Below are 19,673 nucleotides of genomic sequence, written 5' to 3'. Positions count from 1 at the left end.
TAAATTGGTTTTAGGGAGCAGTGGCCCCCAAAACCTTTACTTTATAAACCCTTTATAGTGACGTTTAACTAATTGTGCTTCAAGTTGTTTCATCGTATCTAATGCTACACCGACAACGATTAGCAAACTTGTTCCACCAATTTGAGCCGATTGCGGCAGATTGGCTAAATTAATAAATAACATAGGCAATACAGCAATCACTGCTAGGAAGAGTGCACCAACGAAAGTTAAACGATATAAGACGCGTGTTAAGTATTCTTGCGTACTCTTTCCTGGACGGATCCCTGGAATATAGCCGCTTTGCTTTTGCAAGTTTTCCGCTGCTTGTTCAGGGTTAACTTGGATAAATGCATAGAAATAAGTAAACGCGATAATTAACGCAGCATATAACGTCATCCCGATTGGATGAGAATAATCAAATACTTTTGTAATCCAAAGTGTTACATCATTAGTTGGGAAAAATGATGCGACCGTTCTTGGTGTTACAATGAATGAAACCGCAAAGATTACAGGAATTACACCCGCCGCATTAACTTTTAATGGCATGTGGGTGGATTGTCCTCCAACAGGATTACGTCCAGCAACCACACGTTTAGCATATTGAATAGGTATCTTACGATTTGCTTGTTGGATAAAAATAACTCCAACTACAATTGCCACAACAGCAAGTGCTATTAAAACTACAGTAACAATACGTAAGAATAATGCCTCTCCTGCATTCTCAAATTGCTGTACATAAATTTGATTAATAGTTGATGGCATTCCAGCAACGATACCGGCAAAGATGATAATGGAAATTCCATTACCAACACCTTTTTCAGTAATTTGCTCCCCTAACCACATTAAAAATGCTGTACCTGCAGTTAAGACAACTGCAATAAGAAGATACGTAGCAATTCCAGGATTTTCAATCAATTGACCGCTGGCTAAATTATTAAAGCCATAGGACATACCTAATGCTTGGATAAAACCAAGCACTATTGTGAAATATCGGGTGATTTGAGCAATCTTACGACGACCTGATTCCCCTTGCTTAGACCATTCCGTAAATTTAGGAACAACATCCATTTGCAGGAGCTGTATAATGATCGAAGCAGTAATATATGGCATAATCCCCATTGCAAAGATGGAGAATTGTTTTAAAGCTCCACCGCCAAAAGTATTTAAAATACCGAAAACACTAAGCTTATCTTGATTTGCAAGTACATCTGCATTTACATTGGGTACTGGGATAAATGTACCTAATCGAAATACGACTAACATTAAAAGGGTGAATATGATCTTCTGTCTTATCTCACCCACGCGCATAAAATTGGAGATTGTCTGGAACATTAGATCACCTCAGTGTTTCCACCAGCAGCTTCGATCGCTTCCTTAGCAGCAGAGGAGAATTTGTGAGCTTTGACAGTCAACTTTTTCTCTACGTTCCCTTTTGCAAGAATTTTGATTCCTGCTTTTTCGTTACTTACTACACCTGATTCGATAAGAAGTTCTGGAGTAACTTCTGTACCTTCAGCAAAGCGGTTTAAAGCATCAAGATTTACAACTGCATATTCCTTACGGCTGAAGTTTGTAAATCCGCGTTTTGGTAAACGACGGTATAAAGGTGTTTGACCACCTTCAAAACCTAGACGTACACCGCCACCCGAACGAGCGTTTTGACCTTTATGACCTTTACCGGCAGTTTTTCCTTGACCAGAACCGATACCGCGTCCTAGACGCTTACGATCTTTACGAGAACCCTCAGCAGGTTTTAGTTCATGAAGTTTCATATTGGCACCTCCTTATGAAAGAAAACAATAAATTATTGTTCTTTAACTGTTACAAGGTGAGCAACTTTGGTAATCATACCGCGAATAGCAGCGTTATCTTGATGCTCAACCGTTTGATTCAATTTACGTAATCCTAAAGCTTTAACTGTTTCACGTTGATCGCCAGGACGGCCAATTACGCTGCGAGTGAGGGTAACTAATAGTTTATTCGCCATTTTATTTCCCCCCGTATCCTAACAGTTCTTCTACTGATTTACCACGTAGTTTAGCTACGTCTTCAGCACGTTTTAATTGTTTTAAACCATCAATTGTTGCACGAACCATGTTAATAGGAGTATTTGTTCCTAATGACTTAGAAAGGATATCAGCTACTCCGCCTAACTCTAGTACAGCACGAACTGGTCCACCAGCGATAACTCCTGTACCTTCTGAAGCAGGTTTTAGAAGAATTTCACCAGCACCAAAACGTCCGATTACTTGGTGAGGAATGGTTGTTCCAACCATAGCTACTTCTATTAAGTTTTTCTTTGCATCTTCGATGGCTTTACGAATAGCATCAGGTACTTCTTGAGCTTTACCAGTACCGAAACCAACGTGACCGTTTTTGTCGCCTACAACAACAAGGGCTGTGAAGCGGAAACGACGTCCACCTTTAACAACTTTCGCAACACGGTTAACCGTGACTACGCGTTCTTCTAGTTCAAGTTTGTTTGGATCAATACGACGCATCTTTTTGTGTCCCTCCTTTGTCTTTTAGAATTGTAAGCCGTTTTCACGGGCAGCATCAGCTAATACTTGAATACGTCCATGGTATAGGTATCCGCCACGATCAAAGACAATAGAAGTGATACCTTTTTCTACCGCACGTTTAGCAACTAACTCACCGATCATTTTAGCAGCTTCAACATTATTAGTTGATTCTAAAGTAAAGTCTTTATCTAAAGTAGAAGCACTTGCTAAAGTTACTCCATTAATGTCATCAATTATTTGAGCATAAATATGTTTGTTAGAACGAAACACATTTAGACGTGGACGAGCTGAAGTTCCGCTAAGTTTCGCACGAACACGAGCATGTCTTTTCTTGCGAGTAGCGTTTTTATCAAGCTTCGTAATCATTTACGTCACTCCTTTCGTTTACCTATGAGGCATTACTTACCAGTTTTACCTTCTTTACGACGAACAAATTCACCTTCGTAACGAATTCCTTTACCTTTATAAGGCTCAGGAGGACGAACTCCGCGAATATTCGCTGCTAATGCACCAACACGTTCTTTGTCAGTACCTTTGATAACGATTTTTGTATTAGCAGGCACCTCGATTTCAAGGCCCTCTTCAGGTTCGATCTCAACTGGATGAGAGTATCCAACGTTTAATACAAGCTTGGTACCTTGCTTTTGAGCACGATAACCAACCCCGATTAACTCTAAGCCTCTAGTGAAGCCAGTGGATACACCTTCAATCATGTTCGCAAGCACGGCACGAGTAGTTCCGTGTAATGCGCGGTGTTCTTTTACATCAGAAGGACGAGTGATTGTTACAAGATTCTCTTCCACGTTGATAGTAATATCAGGATGGAAAGTACGAGTAAGTTCACCTTTAGGTCCTTTAACTGTAGCAGTACTATTATTTAAAGTAACTGTAACTCCTGCTGGAATAACAATTGGTTTTTTTCCTACGCGAGACATTTAGTGCACCTCCATTCATTCAAAAGCTCAATTACCAAACGTAAGCTAATACTTCTCCGCCGACTTGTTTTGCACGAGCTTCTTTATCTGTAATAACACCTTGTGATGTTGATACTAATGCGATACCAAGACCGTTAAGAACGCGTGGTACCTCAGTTGATTTTGCGTAAACTCTAAGTCCAGGCTTGCTTATGCGCTTAAGACCAGTAATAACACGTTCATTACTAGCACCGTATTTTAGGAAGATACGGATGATACCTTGTTTGTTGTCTTCGATAAATTCGACGTCACGTACGAAACCTTCGCGCTTTAAAATTTCAGCAATTTCTTTTTTCATATTAGAAGCAGGCACTTCTAACTTTTCGTGACGCACCATATTCGCATTACGAATGCGAGTAAGCATATCAGCAATTGGATCTGTCATGACCATTATTTTTACCTCCTTCCCAGACTTGGGTTTTACCAGCTAGCTTTTTTAACACCAGGAATTTGTCCTTTGTACGCTAATTCGCGGAAACAAATACGACAAAGCTTAAATTTACGGTATACAGAGTGTGGACGGCCACAACGTTCGCAGCGTGTATACTCTTGTACTGCATATTTAGGCGTGCGCTTTTGTTTCGCAATCATTGACTTTTTAGCCACGTTTTCGCCTCCATTATTTAACGATTACTTTTGGAATGGCATTCCAAATTGAGTTAAAAGTTCACGAGATTCTTCATCAGTTTTAGCAGTCGTTACGATAACGATATCCATACCACGAACCTTGCTTACTTTATCGTAATCAATTTCAGGGAAAATTAATTGTTCTTTAATTCCCAATGTATAGTTACCGCGACCGTCGAATGCTTTTTTAGAAATACCACGGAAGTCACGTACACGAGGTAAAGAAACAGAAACTAATTTATCCAAGAATTCGTACATGCGCTCACCGCGAAGTGTAACTTTTGCACCGATTGGCATACCTTCACGAAGGCGGAAGCCAGCGATAGATTTTTTCGCACGTGTCACGACTGGTTTTTGACCTGTGATCGTTGAAAGTTCTTCAACTGCATTATCAAGTGCCTTTGCATTTGCAACTGCGTCACCAACGCCCATATTCACGACGATTTTATCAAGTTTAGGAACTTCCATAACTGATTTATAGTTGAACTTGCTCATAAGAGCAGGAGTAACTTCTTTAACAAATTTTTCTTTTAGGCGGTTCACTTATTGTACCTCCCTTCTTAATTTTGAACTATTTATCTAAAATTTCACCGGATTTTGCTACGCGTACTTTTTTGCCATCTACCGTAGTGGAACCTACACGAGTCGGGTTACCAGACTTAGGATCGATAGGCATTACGTTCGATACATGAATTGGAGCCTCAAAGCTGATGATACCGCCTTGTGGATTCACTTGAGAAGGTTTTGAGTGTTTCTTTGCAATGTTCACACCTTCTACTAGTACACGGCTATCTTTAGGATAAGCAGCAAGGACTACTCCTGTTTTGCCTTTATCCTTTCCAGAGATGACTCTTACGTTGTCACCTTTTTTCACATGCATCATTAAGCACCTCCTTAAAGGCATTTGAATTTAAATTATAGTACTTCTGGAGCTAGAGAAACGATTTTCATAAAGTTGTTGTCGCGAAGTTCACGGGCAACTGGTCCGAAGATACGAGTACCGCGTGGGCTCTTATCATCTTTGATAATTACACATGCGTTTTCATCAAAACGAATGTATGAACCGTCAGGTCGACGAGCACCGCTCTTTGTACGAACAATAACTGCTTTAACAACGTCACCTTTTTTAACAACGCCACCTGGTGTTGCTTGTTTTACTGTACAGACGATAACATCACCAATACCAGCAAACTTGCGACCTGAACCACCAAGAACTTTAATCGTTAGTACCTCACGAGCACCAGAGTTGTCAGCAACTTTTAAACGTGATTCTTGTTGAATCATGTGTGTAACCTCCCTTCGGAATGAAGCTTAATCCGAACAATTAAATAATAACTGCTTTTTCTACAACTTCAACTAAACGGAAACGCTTAGTAGCTGAAAGCGGACGAGTTTCCATGATACGTACTACATCGCCGATTTTTGCTTCGTTTTGCTCATCATGAGCTTTATACTTTTTAGAGTACTTAACGCGTTTACCATATAAAGGATGCTTTTTTTGTGTTTCAACAAGAACCGTTACTGTTTTATCCATCTTGTCAGAAACAACGCGTCCTGTGTAAACTTTACGTTGGTTACGTTCACTCATTGTGTGAACCTCCCTTCAATAATCACTTGTTAACGCTGATTTCTCTTTCACGAACAACTGTTTTCATACGAGCAATCGCTTTGCGTACTTCACGAATGCGAGCAGTGTTTTCAAGTTGTCCTGTCGCCAATTGAAAGCGAAGGTTGAAAAGTTCTTCTTTTAAAGATTTTACTTTTTGTTCAATTTCAGCAGTGGTTAGGTCACGAAGTTCATTAGCTTTCATTTGATTCACCACCAATTTCTTCTCGTTTAACAAACTTACACTTAACAGGAAGTTTGTGCATTGCAAGTCGAAGTGCTTCACGAGCGATCTCTTCAGAAACGCCAGCAATTTCGAACATGATTTTTCCAGGCTTAACAACAGCTACCCAGCCTTCAGGTGCACCTTTACCGGAACCCATCCGTACTTCTAGAGGTTTAGCAGTGTAAGGCTTGTGTGGGAAGATTTTAATCCAAACTTTACCGCCACGTTTCATGTAACGTGTCATCGCAATACGTGCTGCTTCGATTTGGCGATTCGTGATCCATGAAGCTTCTAATGCTTGTAGGCCGAATTCACCGAATGTTACTTCAGTACCGCCTTTTGCGTTACCACGCATGTTACCACGGTGTTGACGGCGATATTTTACGCGTTTTGGCAATAACATGATTATTTGCCTCCTTCCGCATTTTTCTTCTTAGTAGGAAGGACTTCTCCCTTATAGATCCATACTTTTACGCCTAGCTTACCATAAGTAGTATCGGCTTCTGCAGTAGCATAGTCGATATCTGCACGAAGTGTATGAAGTGGAACAGTTCCTTCGCTGTAATGTTCAGCACGAGCGATATCTGCACCGCCAAGACGACCAGATACTTGTGTTTTAATACCTTTCGAACCAGCACGCATAGCACGTTGAATAGCTTGCTTTTGTGCACGACGGAAAGATACACGGTTTTCTAATTGACGAGCAATATTTTCAGCAACAAGTTTCGCATCAAGGTCAGCTCTCTTGATTTCAAGGATATTGATGTGAACACGTTTGCCAGTTAATTGATTTAGTGCTTTACGAAGTGCTTCAACTTCCGTACCGCCTTTACCAATAACCATACCAGGCTTAGCTGTATGCACTGTTACGTTTACACGGTTTGCAGCACGTTCGATTTCTACTTTGGAAACAGAAGCATCTTTTAAACGCTTCGTGATGTATTCACGAATTTTAAGGTCTTCGTGTAAAAGAGTAGCGAAGTCTTTGCCTGCGTACCATTTAGATTCCCAATCACGGATGATTCCAATACGCAAACCGACAGGATTTACTTTTTGACCCACAGCTTATCCCTCCTTCTTTTCTGATAATACGATTGTGATGTGGCTAGTGCGCTTTAAGATCTGGCTTGCACGGCCCATTGCGCGAGGACGGAAACGTTTCAACGTTGGTCCTTCGTCAACAAATGCTTGTGCAACAACTAGGTTGTTAACGTCCATCTCATAGTTGTGCTCAGCGTTTGCCATAGCTGATTTTAATACTTTTTCAACAATTGGAGAAGCAGCCTTAGGTGTGAGATTTAAAATCGCCACAGCTTCACCAATTTGCTTTCCTCGAATTAAATCTACGACTAAACGTGCTTTACGAGGAGCAATACGAACTGTTCTTGCAACAGCTTTAGCTTGCATTTGGATGCCCTCCTCTCTTAACGTCTTGTTTTCTTGTCATCATTACCATGGCCCTTGTAAGCACGAGTTGGAGCAAATTCTCCAAGCTTGTGTCCTACCATGTCTTCAGTAACATATACAGGCACGTGTTTGCGACCATCATATACAGCGATAGTGTGGCCAATAAATTGTGGGAAGATTGTAGAACGGCGTGACCAAGTTTTAATAACTTGTTTGCTTTCAGTCTCGTTCAACTTTTCTACCTTAACCATTAAATGATCATCAACAAATGGTCCTTTTTTTAAGCTGCGACCCATGAAGGAACCTCCCTTCGTGACTGTTCTACGGTTCTTTCTTTGAACCGTAGGATAATCACGTTATTTTTTACGACGACGTACGATAAACTTATCTGATTTGTTTTTCTTTTTACGAGTTTTGTAACCAAGAGTTGGTTTACCCCATGGAGACATTGGTGACTTACGTCCGATTGGTGAACGTCCTTCACCACCACCGTGTGGGTGATCGTTAGGGTTCATAACAGATCCACGTACAGTTGGGCGCTTGCCTAACCAACGATTACGTCCTGCTTTACCAATGTTAATTAATTCGTGTTGTTCGTTACCTACTTGACCGATTGTTGCACGGCATTCAGCAAGAATCATACGAACTTCACCAGAATTTAAACGTACTAGTACGTATTTTCCTTCTTTACCAAGTACTTGTGCGCTTGTTCCAGCAGAACGAACTAACTGGCCGCCTTTTCCTGGTTTTAACTCGATGTTGTGTACTACTGTACCAACAGGAATGTTTGTTAGTGGAAGTGCGTTACCCACTTTAATATCAGCCTCAGGGCCAGACATTACTTCCAATCCAACTACTAGGTTTTTAGGAGCTAAGATATAACGCTTTTCTCCATCCACATAGTTGATTAACGCGATATTTGCAGAACGGTTTGGATCGTATTCGATCGTAGCAACGCGTCCAGGTATGCCATCTTTGTTACGTTTAAAGTCAATTAAACGGTATTGACGTTTATGACCGCCACCTTGATGACGAACAGTTAACTTACCTTGGTTATTACGGCCGCCTTTTCTCTTTACAGGTGCTAATAGAGATTTTTCTGGAGTGCTAGTTGTGATTTCTGCGAAATCAGAAGTAGTCATTCCGCGACGACCATTGGAGGTAGGTTTGTACTTTTTAATCGCCATTTTTTTTCCCTCCTCTTCTTGATAGGTTCTTATGCTTCAAAGAATTCGATTTCTTTGCTATCAGTAGTTAATTTTACAATTGCTTTACGACGTTTATTTGTGTAACCACCGAATTTTCCCATACGCTTAAATTTACCTTTGTAGTTCATGATGTTTACTTTCTCAACATCAACGCTAAAGATTTCTTCGATTGCATCTTTAACTTGTGTTTTGTTAGCTCTCACATCAACTTCAAATGTATATTTCTTTTCAGCCATTAGGTCAGTAGTACGTTCAGTGATAACGGGGCGCTTAATGATATCGCGTGCATCCATTATGCAAGCACCTCCTCTACTTTTTCAACCGCTGCTTTAGTCATGATTAACTTCTCATGATTAACAACATCTAATACGTTAATTCCATCTGCTGTTACTACTGTGATACCAGGAATGTTACGAGCAGAAAGTGCTACATTTTCATCAAGGTCAGCTGTAACGATTAATGCTTTTTTCTCAACAGAAAGACCGTTTAATACTGTTTTGAAATCTTTCGTTTTCGGAGTATCGATAGCTAAGATATCTAACACTAAAATGTTTTCTTCTAACACTTTAGAAGAAAGCGCAGATTTGATTGCTAAACGACGAACCTTTTTCGGTAATTTATAGCTGTAGCTGCGTGGTGTTGGACCGAATACAGTACCACCTCCGCGCCATTGTGGAGAACGGATTGACCCTTGACGAGCGCGTCCAGTTCCTTTTTGACGCCATGGCTTACGACCACCGCCGCGTACTTCAGAACGAATTTTAGTTTTATGAGTTCCTTGACGTAATGAAGCTCTTTGCATAACAATTGCTTCAAATAATACGTGCTGGTTAGGCTCAATACCAAATACAGAATCATTAAGTTCGATATCACCAACTTGTGATCCAGTTTGGTTTAATAATGCTACTTTAGGCATTCCTTTGTTCCTCCTTTCTTAAAAAGTGACTATGCTTTAATCGCACCTTTAATTTTTAATAAAGCTTTTTTAGCGCCAGGTACATTACCTTTGATTAAAAGTAAGTTACGCTCTGTATCAACCTTTACGATTTCAAGATTTTGTACAGTGATTTGTTCTCCACCCATACGGCCAGGTAATAATTTACCTTTGAATACGCGGTTTGGAGCAACTGGTCCCATTGAACCAGGACGACGGTGGTAACGTGAACCGTGAGCCATTGGGCCGCGTGATTGTCCGTGGCGCTTAATTACACCTTGGAAACCTTTACCCTTTGAGATTCCTGTTACATCTACGATATCGCCAGCAGCGAAAATATCAACCTTGACTTCTTGACCAACTTCATAGCTTGCTAAGTCATCTCCGCGGAATTCGCGAACGAAGCGCTTAGGAGCAGTGTTTGCTTTAGCAACATGGCCTTTTTCTGGTTTGTTAGCTAACTTTTCACGTTTATCTTCAAAACCAACTTGAACTGCAACATATCCATCGCTGTCAACTGATTTCTTTTGAAGAACTACGTTTGGAGCTACCTCAACTACAGTTACTGGAATTAAGTTACCGTTACTAGCAAATACTTGAGTCATACCAATCTTTCTTCCTAAGATTCCTTTGGTCATTTAAGTCACACCTCCTAGATTATTTATCATTTATTTTGATTAAAGTTTAATTTCGATATCAACACCAGATGGTAAATCTAAACGCATTAACGCATCAACTGTTTGTGGAGTTGGGTTAACGATGTCGATTAGACGCTTATGTGTCCGTTGTTCGAATTGCTCACGTGAATCTTTGTACTTATGAACCGCACGCAGAATCGTGTAAATAGTTTTTTCAGTCGGTAGCGGAATTGGACCAGATACAGCCGCACCAGAACGTTTTGCTGTTTCAACGATTTTTTCTGCAGATTGATCAAGGATTCTGTGATCATACGCTTTTAAACGGATACGAATTTTTTGTTTTGCCATTATTTTCCCTCCTTTATTCGCCTATTTTCTAAATAGACATTCTCAGTGAAAATTTCCCTCACACACTCGCCATGGCAAAGCGGCCGGGTGTGTCAGCAACCTTCCACATCATCGCAGTCAAAGACCAACATTGTCTATTATACATAAAACATAAAACAAACGCAACACTTATTACGATTTTTTTTTATGCTTCTGTTTCGAACACTTTTCCTATTATAGCGGCTGATATACACTTTATCAACTATTATTATCAATCTCCAGAAATATCCTAATTAGAAAAGCGGAAGCGACCGTTTAGCGGCGTATGGACTGGAGCGCTTCGACTGAGATAAAGGAAACACGAAGTGCGTTAGCGATTCGATGTTGACTTATCGTAGGGAGAAGAGCGAAGTCCACTAGCCGCTGGGAGCTGAAGCTAGACAATTAAGAAAGTTCATATATTTATATAGAAGAAACTCGATCTAAAACCCTTTTTAAAACAACAAAAAAAGCAGATGGATCGTCATCCATCTGCTCTTTATATGTTTAATAATTATCCACTCAGCACCAAAGGAGCTGCAGTTTCTAATTACTCAGTGATTGTAGTGATTGAACCTGAACCTACTGTACGTCCACCTTCACGAATAGAGAACTTAGTTCCTTCTTCGATAGCGATTGGAGCGATAAGTTCAACAGTCATTTCGATGTGGTCGCCAGGCATAACCATTTCAGTACCTTCTGGAAGCATACAGATACCTGTAATATCAGAAGTACGGAAATAGAATTGTGGACGGTAGTTTGAGAAGAATGGAGTGTGACGTCCACCTTCTTCTTTTGATAATACATAAACTTGTGCTTTGAACTTTGTGTGTGGAGTGATTGACTTTGGTTTAGCCAATACTTGACCACGTTCGATATCTTCACGTGCTACACCACGAAGAAGGGCACCGATGTTGTCACCAGCTTCAGCGAAATCAAGAAGCTTACGGAACATTTCTACACCTGTTACAGTAGTAGATTTTGGCTCTTCAGTGAAACCTACGATTTCAACTACATCCCCAACTTTAACTACTCCACGCTCAACACGTCCAGTAGCAACTGTTCCACGACCAGTGATTGAGAATACATCCTCAACTGGCATCATGAAAGGTTTGTCAGTGTCACGAGTTGGTGTTGGAATCCACTCATCAACCGCAGTCATAAGTTCATTGATTTTTTCTTCCCACGCAGCTTCGCCTTCTAATGCTTTAAGTGCAGAACCTTTGATAACTGGAGTGTCATCGCCAGGGAAGTCGTATTCTGATAATAGATCACGAATTTCCATTTCTACTAATTCAAGAAGCTCTTCATCGTCAACCATGTCACACTTGTTCATGAATACAACAAGGTATGGTACACCTACTTGACGTGAAAGAAGGATGTGTTCACGAGTTTGTGGCATTGGGCCGTCAGTTGCAGATACAACTAGGATACCGCCGTCCATTTGCGCAGCACCAGTGATCATGTTTTTAACATAGTCAGCGTGTCCTGGGCAGTCTACGTGTGCATAGTGACGAGCATCTGTTTCATATTCTACGTGTGCAGTAGAGATTGTGATACCACGTTCTTTTTCTTCTGGTGCACCATCGATTTGATCGTATGCACGTGCTTCTGCTTTACCTGATTTAGCAAGAACAGAAGTGATTGCAGCTGTTAAAGTTGTTTTACCATGGTCAACGTGTCCGATTGTACCAATGTTAACGTGTGGCTTTGAACGGTCGAATTTAGCTTTACCCATTAGGAAATCCTCCTCTAAATTATAAAAATTTAAGTTTAGTTTTTTATGTAAGCCGTGAATAGGGTTGCCCAAATTCACGGCTTCCACTGCTTACAATTGTAGTTATACTTTATCAAAAGGTGAAAATCAATTATTCACCTTTACTTTTTTTAATAATTTCTTCCGAAATTGATTTTGGTACTTCTTCATAGTGATCAAAGTGCATAGAGAATACTCCACGACCTTGTGTACTTGAACGAAGAGATGTAGCATAACCAAACATTTCAGATAGCGGAACCATTGAACGAACTACTTGAGCGTTACCTCGTGCGTCCATTCCTTCAACACGACCACGACGGGCTGTGATTTGCCCCATGATATCACCTAAATATTCTTCAGGGATAATAACTTCAACCTTCATGATAGGTTCAAGTATTACTGGACTACATTTAGAAGCAGCATTTTTTAATGCCATTGAAGCAGCAATTTTAAAAGCCATTTCAGATGAGTCAACATCATGGTATGATCCATCAAATAGTCTTGCTTTAATATCCACTAAAGGATATCCAGCAAGAACACCGCGATCAAGTGAATCTTCAAGACCAGCTTGTACTGCAGGGATGTATTCACGAGGAACAACACCACCAACAATACCGTTTACAAACTCGAATCCTTTACCTTCATCATTAGGTGAGAATTCAATCCAAACGTGTCCATACTGTCCACGTCCACCAGATTGACGTGCGAACTTGCCTTCAACTGATGCAGAAGAACGGAAAGTTTCACGATATGCAACCTGCGGAGCACCTACATTAGCTTCAACCTTAAATTCACGACGCATACGGTCAACGATAATATCTAGGTGAAGTTCACCCATACCAGCAATAATGGTTTGTCCAGTTTCCTGGTCAGTATGTGCACGGAAAGATGGGTCTTCTTCTTGTAGTTTTTGCAGTGCATTAGACATTTTATCTTGGTCTGCTTTTGATTTTGGTTCAACTGAAAGTTGGATTACAGGCTCTGGGAATACCATTGACTCAAGGATAACAAGGTTTTTGTCATCACAAAGTGTATCACCAGTAGTCGTATCTTTCAAACCAACAGCAGCAGCAATATCTCCAGCATAAACTTTTGAAATTTCCTGACGGCTGTTTGCATGCATTTGTAGGATACGTCCAACACGCTCACGCTTGCCTTTAGTCGAGTTTTGAACATATGATCCAGACTCTAAAGTACCAGAGTAAACACGGAAGAATGTTAATTTACCAACATAAGGATCAGTCATAACTTTAAATGCAAGTGCAGAGAATGGCTCTTCGTCACTTGAGTGACGCTCAATTTCTTCATCCGTATCTGGTAGAGTACCCTTAATAGCTGGTACATCTAATGGAGATGGAAGATAATCAATTACTGCATCAAGCATTAACTGAACACCCTTGTTTTTGAAAGCTGACCCGCAAATGACTGGGTAGAATTCAACATTAACAGTACCTTTACGAATCGCTGCTTTTAGCTCTTCTTTAGTGATTTCTTCGCCACCAAGGTATTTTTCCATTAATTCTTCATCTAACTCTGCCACAGCTTCAACTAACTTTTCACGGTATTCATCAGCTTGAGCACGATATTCTTCAGGAATTTCACGTACTTCAATGTTTTCACCTAAGTCGTCTGCGTAGAATACAGCATTCATTTCCACAAGGTCAATGATTGCTTCAAACTGATCTTCAGCGCCGATAGGTAATTGTACCGGATGTGCATTTGCACCAAGACGTTCATGTAATGTCTTTACAGAATATAAGAAATCTGCTCCGATTTTGTCCATCTTGTTAACAAAAACTACACGTGGTACACCGTAAGTGGTTGCTTGACGCCAAACTGTTTCAGTTTGCGGTTCAACACCTGATTGTGCATCTAGTACAGCTACCGCACCATCGAGTACACGAAGTGAACGTTCAACTTCGATGGTGAAGTCTACGTGTCCTGGTGTATCGATAATGTTTACACGATGGCCATGCCATTGTGCTGTTGTTGCAGCGGAAGTGATTGTAATTCCGCGTTCTTGTTCTTGCTCCATCCAGTCCATCTGAGATGCACCTTCATGTGTTTCACCAATCTTATGGATACGACCAGTGTAATAAAGAACACGCTCAGTGGTAGTCGTTTTACCGGCATCAATGTGAGCCATGATACCGATATTACGAGTGTTTGCTAAGGAGAACTCTCTTGCCATTGGGTCTTTCTCCTTCCTAGTTTGAAAGTTTTTATATTGAAGGTTAGATTACCAACGATAGTGAGCAAACGCTTTGTTTGCTTCTGCCATTTTGTGTGTATCTTCACGCTTTTTAACAGATGCACCTGTGTTGTTTGCTGCATCCATGATTTCATTAGCTAAACGCTCTTCCATCGTTTTTTCTCCACGGTTACGTGAATAATTCACTAACCAACGAAGACCTAGAGTTGAACGGCGGTCAGGACGCACCTCAACTGGAACTTGGTAGTTAGCACCACCTACACGGCGAGCTTTTACTTCAAGTACAGGCATGATGTTTTTAAGAGCTGCTTCAAAAACTTCCATCGGCTCTTTGCCAGTACGTTCGCGAATTGTATCGAACGCTGAGTAAAGAATTTCTTGTGACTTACCTCTTTTACCGTCAACCATCATTTTGTTGATTAAACGAGTAACTAATTTAGAGTTATAAAGTGGATCTGGTAACACGTCTCTTTTTGCTACAGGACCTTTACGTGGCATTATATTTCCTCCTTTCAAAGAAGCTTCTATTTAAGTTGTTTTATTTCTTAGCTGCTTTTGGTCTCTTAGTACCGTATTTAGAACGTCCTTGCATACGGTTGTTTACACCAGCTGTATCAAGTGCTCCACGTACGATGTGATAACGTACCCCTGGTAAATCCTTTACACGTCCTCCACGGATAAGAACAACGCTGTGCTCTTGAAGATTGTGTCCAATACCAGGAATGTATGCTGTCACCTCAATACCATTAGTCAAACGTACACGCGCATATTTACGTAACGCTGAGTTTGGTTTCTTTGGAGTCATTGTACCAACACGAGTACATACACCGCGTTTTTGTGGTGATGATACATTCGTTTGTGATTTTTTGAAGCTGTTATAACCTTTATTTAACGCAGGTGATTTTGACTTTTCCTCTTTAGATTGACGAGGCTTGCGCACTAATTGGTTAATAGTAGGCATTTGTGTTTCCTCCCTTCATTAATTGTAAGCCCACACATCCAGGTGGTTCATTTTTTCGCAAAAACAAAGTTTTTGCAGACTTGCTATCTACAAAAACGCTTTTAGCTGATAATTGCAACAGTTGAAGCACCAACTTCAATCCCACATGCCTTCCCGAGTTTTTTCATCGAGTCAACATAGAGGATAGGAACATTTATATCAAGAGCTTCTTTAACAACTGCTGCTGTTACTTTCGCATCAGCATCACTTGCTATAATCAACTCTCGCACATTACCATCTTTAAGTGCTTTGACTGTTTGTTTTGTTCCTATAACGAACTTTCGTGCCTGCAATACTTTTTCATAAGACATAATTCATATCCTCCAAAGTATCAGGTGAATAGGAGCACCTTTGATATAGTACCATCTTTGCAAATGGATGTCAACACGACTTTAGATAATTTCTTAAAATAAGGAATATCGAAAAGCGCAAGCGCCTTGATCAGGGGCGACAAGCATAAGACGAGCCGACGGGAAGGTTGCTTTATAACCTTCCCGACGGATTGGCTTATGACCTCGAGCCCCTAGGCGCTGGAGCTAGACATTAACCATATTTTATTAATCAATAGTAACTGTTTCTTCAGAAGTGGTATCACGGAGTACAGGCTCAGCTTTACGATAACGCGGCATCCCTGTTCCAGCCGGAATCAGCTTTCCTATAATAACATTTTCTTTTAGACCTAGTAATTCATCACGTTTACCTTTGATAGCTGCATCGGTAAGAACTCTTGTTGTTTCTTGGAACGATGCTGCAGATAGGAATGAATCAGTTTCAAGCGACGCTTTGGTAATACCAAGTAATACTGGACGACCTGTAGCCGGTAATTTGCCAGCTAACAATGCCTTTTCATTCGCATCAGTAAACTGATGGATATCAAGAAGCGTTCCTGGAAGAACATCTGTTTCACCAGCATCCCCCACACGAACCTTGCGCAGCATTTGACGGACCATTACTTCAACGTGCTTATCACCAATTTCTACCCCTTGCATACGGTAAACCTTTTGTACTTCTTTTAATAGGTACTCTTGAACAGAGGTAACATCTTTTACTCTGATTAACTCTTTCGGATCAATCGAACCTTCAGTTAGTTCTTCACCACGAGCGACATGATCATTTACTGCCACTTTCAAGCGTGCTGTATATGGAGCATTGTAGGTGCGTGATTCAACTTCACCTTGAACAACAATTTCATGTTGGCGATCACGGCCTTCATTAATTCCAACAACAACACCTTCAATTTCAGTGATAACTGCTTGACCTTTAGGGTTACGAGCTTCAAAAATCTCTTGGATACGCGGTAAACCTTGAGTAATATCGTCTCCCGCAACACCACCTGTATGGAAAGTACGCATTGTTAACTGTGTACCCGGCTCACCGATGGATTGCGCTGCAATAATACCTACAGATTCACCAACCTCAACCTCTTGACCAGTTGCCAAGTTGCGGCCATAACACTTCTTACATACACCATGACGGGTATTACATGTAAACGCAGACCGGATTTTTACTTGTTCAATACCTGATTCGACAATAATTTCTGCTAAATCCTCAGTAATCAAGCCATTTTCAGGAACAAGTACTTCCTTGGTTTCTGGATGTCTAATCGCAGTTCGTGCATGACGGCCAATTAGACGTTCATCCAATCCTTCGATAATTTCAGTTCCATCTTTTAATGCACTGATTATAAAGCCACGGTCTGTTCCACAATCATCATCACGGACAATAACATCCTGTGCAACGTCAACAAGACGACGTGTTAAGTAACCAGAGTCAGCCGTTTTAAGGGCAGTATCAGCAAGACCTTTACGCGCACCATGAGTGGAGATAAAGTACTCTAATACGGTTAATCCTTCACGGAAACTTGATTTAATCGGTAATTCAATAATTCGCCCAGCCGGGTTGGCCATTAGACCACGCATACCAGCTAACTGGGTAAAGTTAGATGCGTTACCACGGGCACCGGAATCACTCATCATAAAGATTGGATTCGATTTATTCAGGGATTTCATTAGTTTACCTTGAATGGTGTCTTTTGCGGCACTCCAGATCGCAATAACACGATCGTAACGCTCATCTTCAGTAATTAGACCACGTCTGAACTGCTTCAAAACGTTATCTACTTTACCTTGTGCTTCTTTAAGAATTTCCTGCTTTTCAGGAAGTACGACAATGTCAGCTACACCAACCGTAAGTCCTGCTTTCGTTGAATGCTTAAAGCCCAAGTCCTTCATGCGGTCAAGCATTTTTGACGTTTCGGTAATTTTGAAACGCTTGAATACTTCAGCAATGATATTTCCAAGGATTTTCTTTTTGAACGGATCAATTAATGGCATTTCTTGAATTTTCGCCCTAATGTCTTCGCCTTTTTCAACAAAATATTTTACAGGTGTTTCTACTTCCAAATTCTGTCTAGTTGGTTCATTAATATACGGGAATGATTTTGGCAGAATTTCATTGAAAATAAGTTTACCAACCGTTGTGATTAATAACTTATTATTTTGTTCTTCTGTGAATGTTTCATTTCCTAATGAGCCCGCATGGACAGCTACACGTGTATGCATGTGAACATAGCCGTTTTGATAAGCAAGTACTGCTTCGTTCGTGTCTTTAAAAATCATTCCCTCACCGACAGCGCCATCTCTTTCCAAGGTTAAGTAATAGTTACCTAAAACCATGTCTTGAGAAGGAGTAACAACAGGCTTACCATCTTTAGGGTTTAAGATATTTTGTGCTGCAAGCATTAATAATCGTGCTTCTGCTTGTGCCTCTGATGAAAGCGGCACGTGAACAGCCATTTGGTCACCATCAAAATCCGCATTGTATGCTGTACATACAAGAGGATGAAGACGAATCGCACGGCCTTCAACAAGTGTTGGTTCAAATGCTTGAATCCCTAATCTATGCAATGTAGGGGCACGGTTTAATAATACCGGATGCTCTCTGATTACATCTTCAAGTACATCCCACACATCTGGAGATACTCTTTCTATTTTACGTTTTGCAGATTTGATGTTATGCGCTAAGCCCTTTTCAACGAGTTCCTTCATAACAAATGGCTTAAATAGTTCTAACGCCATTTCTTTAGGAAGTCCGCACTGATACATTTTTAAGTTCGGTCCTACAACGATAACGGAACGTCCAGAATAATCTACACGTTTTCCAAGCAAGTTTTGACGGAAACGGCCTTGCTTTCCTTTTAGCATATGGGAAAGTGACTTCAATGGACGGTTACCTGGTCCTGTAACTGGACGCCCGCGGCGGCCGTTATCAATCAAGGCATCAACAGCTTCTTGAAGCATCCGTTTTTCATTCTGAACAATAATGCTTGGAGCACCTAAATCTAACAAACGCTTTAAGCGGTTATTACGGTTTATTACACGACGATAAAGATCGTTTAAGTCAGATGTCGCAAATCTCCCCCCATCCAATTGAACCATTGGACGAAGTTCAGGAGGTATAACTGGAAGAACGTCAAGAATCATCCATGAAGGCTCATTTCCAGAACCACGGAATGCTTCCAGCACTTCAAGGCGTTTAATCGCACGCGTACGACGCTGACCTTGCGCACTTTTTAATTCCTCTTTTAAGGCGTCTACTTCCTTGTTTAAATCGATATCAAAAAGAAGTTTTTTAATTGCTTCTGCACCCATGGCAGCTTGGAATTTGTTTCCGTACTTTTCACGGTATGCCCGATATTCTTTTTCAGATAATAGCTGCTTTTTATCAAGAGCTGTATCACCGGATTCCGTCACTACATAAGAAGCAAAGTAGATGATTTCCTCCAAAGCCCTTGGTGACATGTCTAAAACAAGTCCCATTCGGCTTGGAATTCCTTTAAAGTACCATATATGTGAAACTGGTGCAGCAAGCTCGATGTGCCCCATTCGTTCACGACGAACTTTAGCACGAGTTACTTCCACACCACAGCGGTCACATACAACGCCTTTATAACGGACACGCTTGTACTTCCCGCAATGACATTCCCAGTCCTTCGTTGGACCGAAAATTCGTTCACAGAATAAACCATCCTTTTCAGGCTTTAATGTACGATAGTTAATCGTTTCTGGTTTTTTGACTTCTCCGAAAGACCATGAACGGATTTTGTCCGGTGAAGCAAGACCAATCTTCATATACTCAAAATTATTAACATCCAGCAAGGGGCCTACCTCCCTTTTGATATCTCCAGGTTTTACCCTT

At 40.8% G+C, this 19,673-nt stretch carries 28 protein-coding genes; all 28 read right to left on the bottom strand.

Features of this window, described 5'->3' with window-relative positions; all coding sequences use genetic code 11:
- Positions 1-36 precede the first annotated feature (36 nt).
- Positions 37-1,332 (bottom strand): preprotein translocase subunit SecY, encoded by a 1,296-nt coding sequence (gene secY / locus J7E67_RS25055; RefSeq protein ID WP_214716673.1) that lies wholly within the window; start codon positions 1,330-1,332, stop codon positions 37-39.
- Positions 1,332-1,772: a 50S ribosomal protein L15 gene (gene rplO, locus J7E67_RS25050; RefSeq protein ID WP_168241509.1), complete on the bottom strand. Its 441-nt coding sequence runs from the start codon at positions 1,770-1,772 to the stop codon at positions 1,332-1,334. The genes secY and rplO overlap by 1 nt, the downstream gene beginning before the upstream one ends.
- A gap of 32 nt (positions 1,773-1,804) precedes the next feature.
- A complete protein-coding gene (gene rpmD, locus J7E67_RS25045; RefSeq protein WP_088084997.1) occupies positions 1,805-1,987 on the bottom strand; it encodes a 50S ribosomal protein L30 in 183 nt (60 codons plus the stop codon).
- 1 nt (position 1,988) lies between these two features.
- A complete protein-coding gene (rpsE, locus tag J7E67_RS25040) occupies positions 1,989-2,501 on the bottom strand; it encodes a 30S ribosomal protein S5 (protein WP_088084996.1) in 513 nt (170 codons plus the stop codon).
- A gap of 24 nt (positions 2,502-2,525) precedes the next feature.
- Entirely contained in the window at positions 2,526-2,888 is a 363-nt protein-coding gene (gene rplR / locus J7E67_RS25035) for a 50S ribosomal protein L18 (protein WP_088084995.1), read from the bottom strand.
- Positions 2,889-2,920: 32 nt separating this feature from the next.
- On the bottom strand, positions 2,921-3,457 hold the full coding sequence (gene rplF / locus J7E67_RS25030; protein ID WP_088084994.1) for a 50S ribosomal protein L6: 537 nt from the start codon (positions 3,455-3,457) through the stop codon (positions 2,921-2,923).
- Between the two features lie 31 nt (positions 3,458-3,488).
- A complete protein-coding gene (rpsH, locus tag J7E67_RS25025) occupies positions 3,489-3,887 on the bottom strand; it encodes a 30S ribosomal protein S8 (protein ID WP_168241507.1) in 399 nt (132 codons plus the stop codon).
- A gap of 29 nt (positions 3,888-3,916) precedes the next feature.
- Entirely contained in the window at positions 3,917-4,102 is a 186-nt protein-coding gene (locus tag J7E67_RS25020) for a type Z 30S ribosomal protein S14 (RefSeq protein ID WP_034676107.1), read from the bottom strand.
- A gap of 24 nt (positions 4,103-4,126) precedes the next feature.
- Positions 4,127-4,666 (bottom strand): 50S ribosomal protein L5, encoded by a 540-nt coding sequence (rplE, locus tag J7E67_RS25015; RefSeq protein ID WP_088084992.1) that lies wholly within the window; start codon positions 4,664-4,666, stop codon positions 4,127-4,129.
- Positions 4,667-4,694: 28 nt separating this feature from the next.
- On the bottom strand, positions 4,695-5,003 hold the full coding sequence (gene rplX / locus J7E67_RS25010; RefSeq protein ID WP_168245868.1) for a 50S ribosomal protein L24: 309 nt from the start codon (positions 5,001-5,003) through the stop codon (positions 4,695-4,697).
- A gap of 35 nt (positions 5,004-5,038) precedes the next feature.
- Complete coding sequence (gene rplN / locus J7E67_RS25005; protein ID WP_026565532.1) at positions 5,039-5,407, bottom strand: 50S ribosomal protein L14; 369 nt, start codon at positions 5,405-5,407, stop codon at positions 5,039-5,041.
- Positions 5,408-5,447: 40 nt separating this feature from the next.
- On the bottom strand, positions 5,448-5,711 hold the full coding sequence (rpsQ, locus tag J7E67_RS25000) for a 30S ribosomal protein S17 (protein ID WP_088084990.1): 264 nt from the start codon (positions 5,709-5,711) through the stop codon (positions 5,448-5,450).
- Positions 5,712-5,733: 22 nt separating this feature from the next.
- A complete protein-coding gene (gene rpmC, locus J7E67_RS24995) occupies positions 5,734-5,934 on the bottom strand; it encodes a 50S ribosomal protein L29 (protein WP_007085282.1) in 201 nt (66 codons plus the stop codon).
- Complete coding sequence (rplP, locus tag J7E67_RS24990; protein WP_026565529.1) at positions 5,924-6,358, bottom strand: 50S ribosomal protein L16; 435 nt, start codon at positions 6,356-6,358, stop codon at positions 5,924-5,926. The genes rpmC and rplP overlap by 11 nt, the downstream gene beginning before the upstream one ends.
- Before the next feature lie 2 nt (positions 6,359-6,360).
- A complete protein-coding gene (rpsC, locus tag J7E67_RS24985; RefSeq protein WP_214716672.1) occupies positions 6,361-7,017 on the bottom strand; it encodes a 30S ribosomal protein S3 in 657 nt (218 codons plus the stop codon).
- Between the two features lie 3 nt (positions 7,018-7,020).
- Positions 7,021-7,362, bottom strand: a complete 342-nt coding sequence (gene rplV / locus J7E67_RS24980; protein ID WP_088084987.1) for a 50S ribosomal protein L22 — start codon at positions 7,360-7,362, stop codon at positions 7,021-7,023.
- Positions 7,363-7,379: 17 nt separating this feature from the next.
- The gene (gene rpsS / locus J7E67_RS24975) at positions 7,380-7,658 is read right to left on the bottom strand and encodes a 30S ribosomal protein S19 (protein WP_026565526.1); all 279 of its coding nucleotides are present in this window, start codon (positions 7,656-7,658) and stop codon (positions 7,380-7,382) included.
- A 60-nt stretch (positions 7,659-7,718) separates the two neighbouring features.
- The gene (gene rplB, locus J7E67_RS24970; RefSeq protein WP_088084986.1) at positions 7,719-8,549 is read right to left on the bottom strand and encodes a 50S ribosomal protein L2; all 831 of its coding nucleotides are present in this window, start codon (positions 8,547-8,549) and stop codon (positions 7,719-7,721) included.
- A gap of 29 nt (positions 8,550-8,578) precedes the next feature.
- Positions 8,579-8,866 carry a 50S ribosomal protein L23 gene (rplW, locus tag J7E67_RS24965; protein WP_174523456.1) on the bottom strand — a complete coding sequence of 96 codons (288 nt, stop codon included), beginning with the start codon at positions 8,864-8,866 and terminating at the stop codon, positions 8,579-8,581.
- Complete coding sequence (rplD, locus tag J7E67_RS24960; protein ID WP_168241503.1) at positions 8,863-9,486, bottom strand: 50S ribosomal protein L4; 624 nt, start codon at positions 9,484-9,486, stop codon at positions 8,863-8,865. Before rplD ends, rplW begins: the two co-directional genes overlap by 4 nt.
- A gap of 29 nt (positions 9,487-9,515) precedes the next feature.
- A complete protein-coding gene (gene rplC, locus J7E67_RS24955; RefSeq protein ID WP_098933839.1) occupies positions 9,516-10,142 on the bottom strand; it encodes a 50S ribosomal protein L3 in 627 nt (208 codons plus the stop codon).
- 39 nt (positions 10,143-10,181) lie between these two features.
- Positions 10,182-10,490: a 30S ribosomal protein S10 gene (gene rpsJ / locus J7E67_RS24950; protein ID WP_066094693.1), complete on the bottom strand. Its 309-nt coding sequence runs from the start codon at positions 10,488-10,490 to the stop codon at positions 10,182-10,184.
- Between the two features lie 568 nt (positions 10,491-11,058).
- A complete protein-coding gene (gene tuf, locus J7E67_RS24945) occupies positions 11,059-12,246 on the bottom strand; it encodes an elongation factor Tu (RefSeq protein ID WP_088084983.1) in 1,188 nt (395 codons plus the stop codon).
- A 130-nt stretch (positions 12,247-12,376) separates the two neighbouring features.
- Positions 12,377-14,455, bottom strand: coding sequence for an elongation factor G (fusA, locus tag J7E67_RS24940; RefSeq protein ID WP_214716671.1), 2,079 nt, complete (start codon positions 14,453-14,455; stop codon positions 12,377-12,379).
- 48 nt (positions 14,456-14,503) lie between these two features.
- The gene (rpsG, locus tag J7E67_RS24935; protein WP_098933842.1) at positions 14,504-14,974 is read right to left on the bottom strand and encodes a 30S ribosomal protein S7; all 471 of its coding nucleotides are present in this window, start codon (positions 14,972-14,974) and stop codon (positions 14,504-14,506) included.
- Positions 14,975-15,014: 40 nt separating this feature from the next.
- Positions 15,015-15,437 carry a 30S ribosomal protein S12 gene (rpsL, locus tag J7E67_RS24930; protein WP_026565517.1) on the bottom strand — a complete coding sequence of 141 codons (423 nt, stop codon included), beginning with the start codon at positions 15,435-15,437 and terminating at the stop codon, positions 15,015-15,017.
- A 101-nt stretch (positions 15,438-15,538) separates the two neighbouring features.
- Positions 15,539-15,787, bottom strand: a complete 249-nt coding sequence (locus J7E67_RS24925) for a 50S ribosomal protein L7ae-like protein (RefSeq protein ID WP_214716670.1) — start codon at positions 15,785-15,787, stop codon at positions 15,539-15,541.
- A gap of 246 nt (positions 15,788-16,033) precedes the next feature.
- Positions 16,034-19,633 carry a DNA-directed RNA polymerase subunit beta' gene (rpoC, locus tag J7E67_RS24920; RefSeq protein WP_214716669.1) on the bottom strand — a complete coding sequence of 1,200 codons (3,600 nt, stop codon included), beginning with the start codon at positions 19,631-19,633 and terminating at the stop codon, positions 16,034-16,036.
- Positions 19,634-19,673 lie beyond the last annotated feature (40 nt).

This window comes from Bacillus sp. ISL-46, assembly GCF_018613205.1.
Note: the sequence above shows the minus strand (reverse complement) of the source record. Positions and strands in the feature narration are given on the sequence as shown.

What these genes read in the sequence shown, in the direction of transcription:
- rpmD (WP_088084997.1), bottom strand. Translation starts at nt 1,987, where the DNA reads ATGGCGAATAAACTATTAGTTACCCTCACTCGCAGCGTAATTGGCCGT.
- fusA (WP_214716671.1), bottom strand. Translation starts at nt 14,455, where the DNA reads ATGGCAAGAGAGTTCTCCTTAGCAAACACTCGTAATATCGGTATCATG.
- rplF (WP_088084994.1), bottom strand. Translation starts at nt 3,457, where the DNA reads ATGTCTCGCGTAGGAAAAAAACCAATTGTTATTCCAGCAGGAGTTACA.
- rplV (WP_088084987.1), bottom strand. Translation starts at nt 7,362, where the DNA reads ATGCAAGCTAAAGCTGTTGCAAGAACAGTTCGTATTGCTCCTCGTAAA.
- tuf (WP_088084983.1), bottom strand. Translation starts at nt 12,246, where the DNA reads ATGGGTAAAGCTAAATTCGACCGTTCAAAGCCACACGTTAACATTGGT.
- rpsE (WP_088084996.1), bottom strand. Translation starts at nt 2,501, where the DNA reads ATGCGTCGTATTGATCCAAACAAACTTGAACTAGAAGAACGCGTAGTC.
- rplX (WP_168245868.1), bottom strand. Translation starts at nt 5,003, where the DNA reads ATGCATGTGAAAAAAGGTGACAACGTAAGAGTCATCTCTGGAAAGGAT.
- rpmC (WP_007085282.1), bottom strand. Translation starts at nt 5,934, where the DNA reads ATGAAAGCTAATGAACTTCGTGACCTAACCACTGCTGAAATTGAACAA.
- rplO (WP_168241509.1), bottom strand. Translation starts at nt 1,772, where the DNA reads ATGAAACTTCATGAACTAAAACCTGCTGAGGGTTCTCGTAAAGATCGT.
- secY (WP_214716673.1), bottom strand. Translation starts at nt 1,332, where the DNA reads ATGTTCCAGACAATCTCCAATTTTATGCGCGTGGGTGAGATAAGACAG.
- rplN (WP_026565532.1), bottom strand. Translation starts at nt 5,407, where the DNA reads ATGATTCAACAAGAATCACGTTTAAAAGTTGCTGACAACTCTGGTGCT.
- rplD (WP_168241503.1), bottom strand. Translation starts at nt 9,486, where the DNA reads ATGCCTAAAGTAGCATTATTAAACCAAACTGGATCACAAGTTGGTGAT.
- J7E67_RS24925 (WP_214716670.1), bottom strand. Translation starts at nt 15,787, where the DNA reads ATGTCTTATGAAAAAGTATTGCAGGCACGAAAGTTCGTTATAGGAACA.
- rplP (WP_026565529.1), bottom strand. Translation starts at nt 6,358, where the DNA reads ATGTTATTGCCAAAACGCGTAAAATATCGCCGTCAACACCGTGGTAAC.
- rpsQ (WP_088084990.1), bottom strand. Translation starts at nt 5,711, where the DNA reads ATGAGTGAACGTAACCAACGTAAAGTTTACACAGGACGCGTTGTTTCT.
- rplB (WP_088084986.1), bottom strand. Translation starts at nt 8,549, where the DNA reads ATGGCGATTAAAAAGTACAAACCTACCTCCAATGGTCGTCGCGGAATG.
- rpsS (WP_026565526.1), bottom strand. Translation starts at nt 7,658, where the DNA reads ATGGGTCGCAGCTTAAAAAAAGGACCATTTGTTGATGATCATTTAATG.
- rpsL (WP_026565517.1), bottom strand. Translation starts at nt 15,437, where the DNA reads ATGCCTACTATTAACCAATTAGTGCGCAAGCCTCGTCAATCTAAAGAG.
- rplR (WP_088084995.1), bottom strand. Translation starts at nt 2,888, where the DNA reads ATGATTACGAAGCTTGATAAAAACGCTACTCGCAAGAAAAGACATGCT.
- rpsJ (WP_066094693.1), bottom strand. Translation starts at nt 10,490, where the DNA reads ATGGCAAAACAAAAAATTCGTATCCGTTTAAAAGCGTATGATCACAGA.
- rpsH (WP_168241507.1), bottom strand. Translation starts at nt 3,887, where the DNA reads ATGGTCATGACAGATCCAATTGCTGATATGCTTACTCGCATTCGTAAT.
- rpsG (WP_098933842.1), bottom strand. Translation starts at nt 14,974, where the DNA reads ATGCCACGTAAAGGTCCTGTAGCAAAAAGAGACGTGTTACCAGATCCA.
- rplC (WP_098933839.1), bottom strand. Translation starts at nt 10,142, where the DNA reads ATGACCAAAGGAATCTTAGGAAGAAAGATTGGTATGACTCAAGTATTT.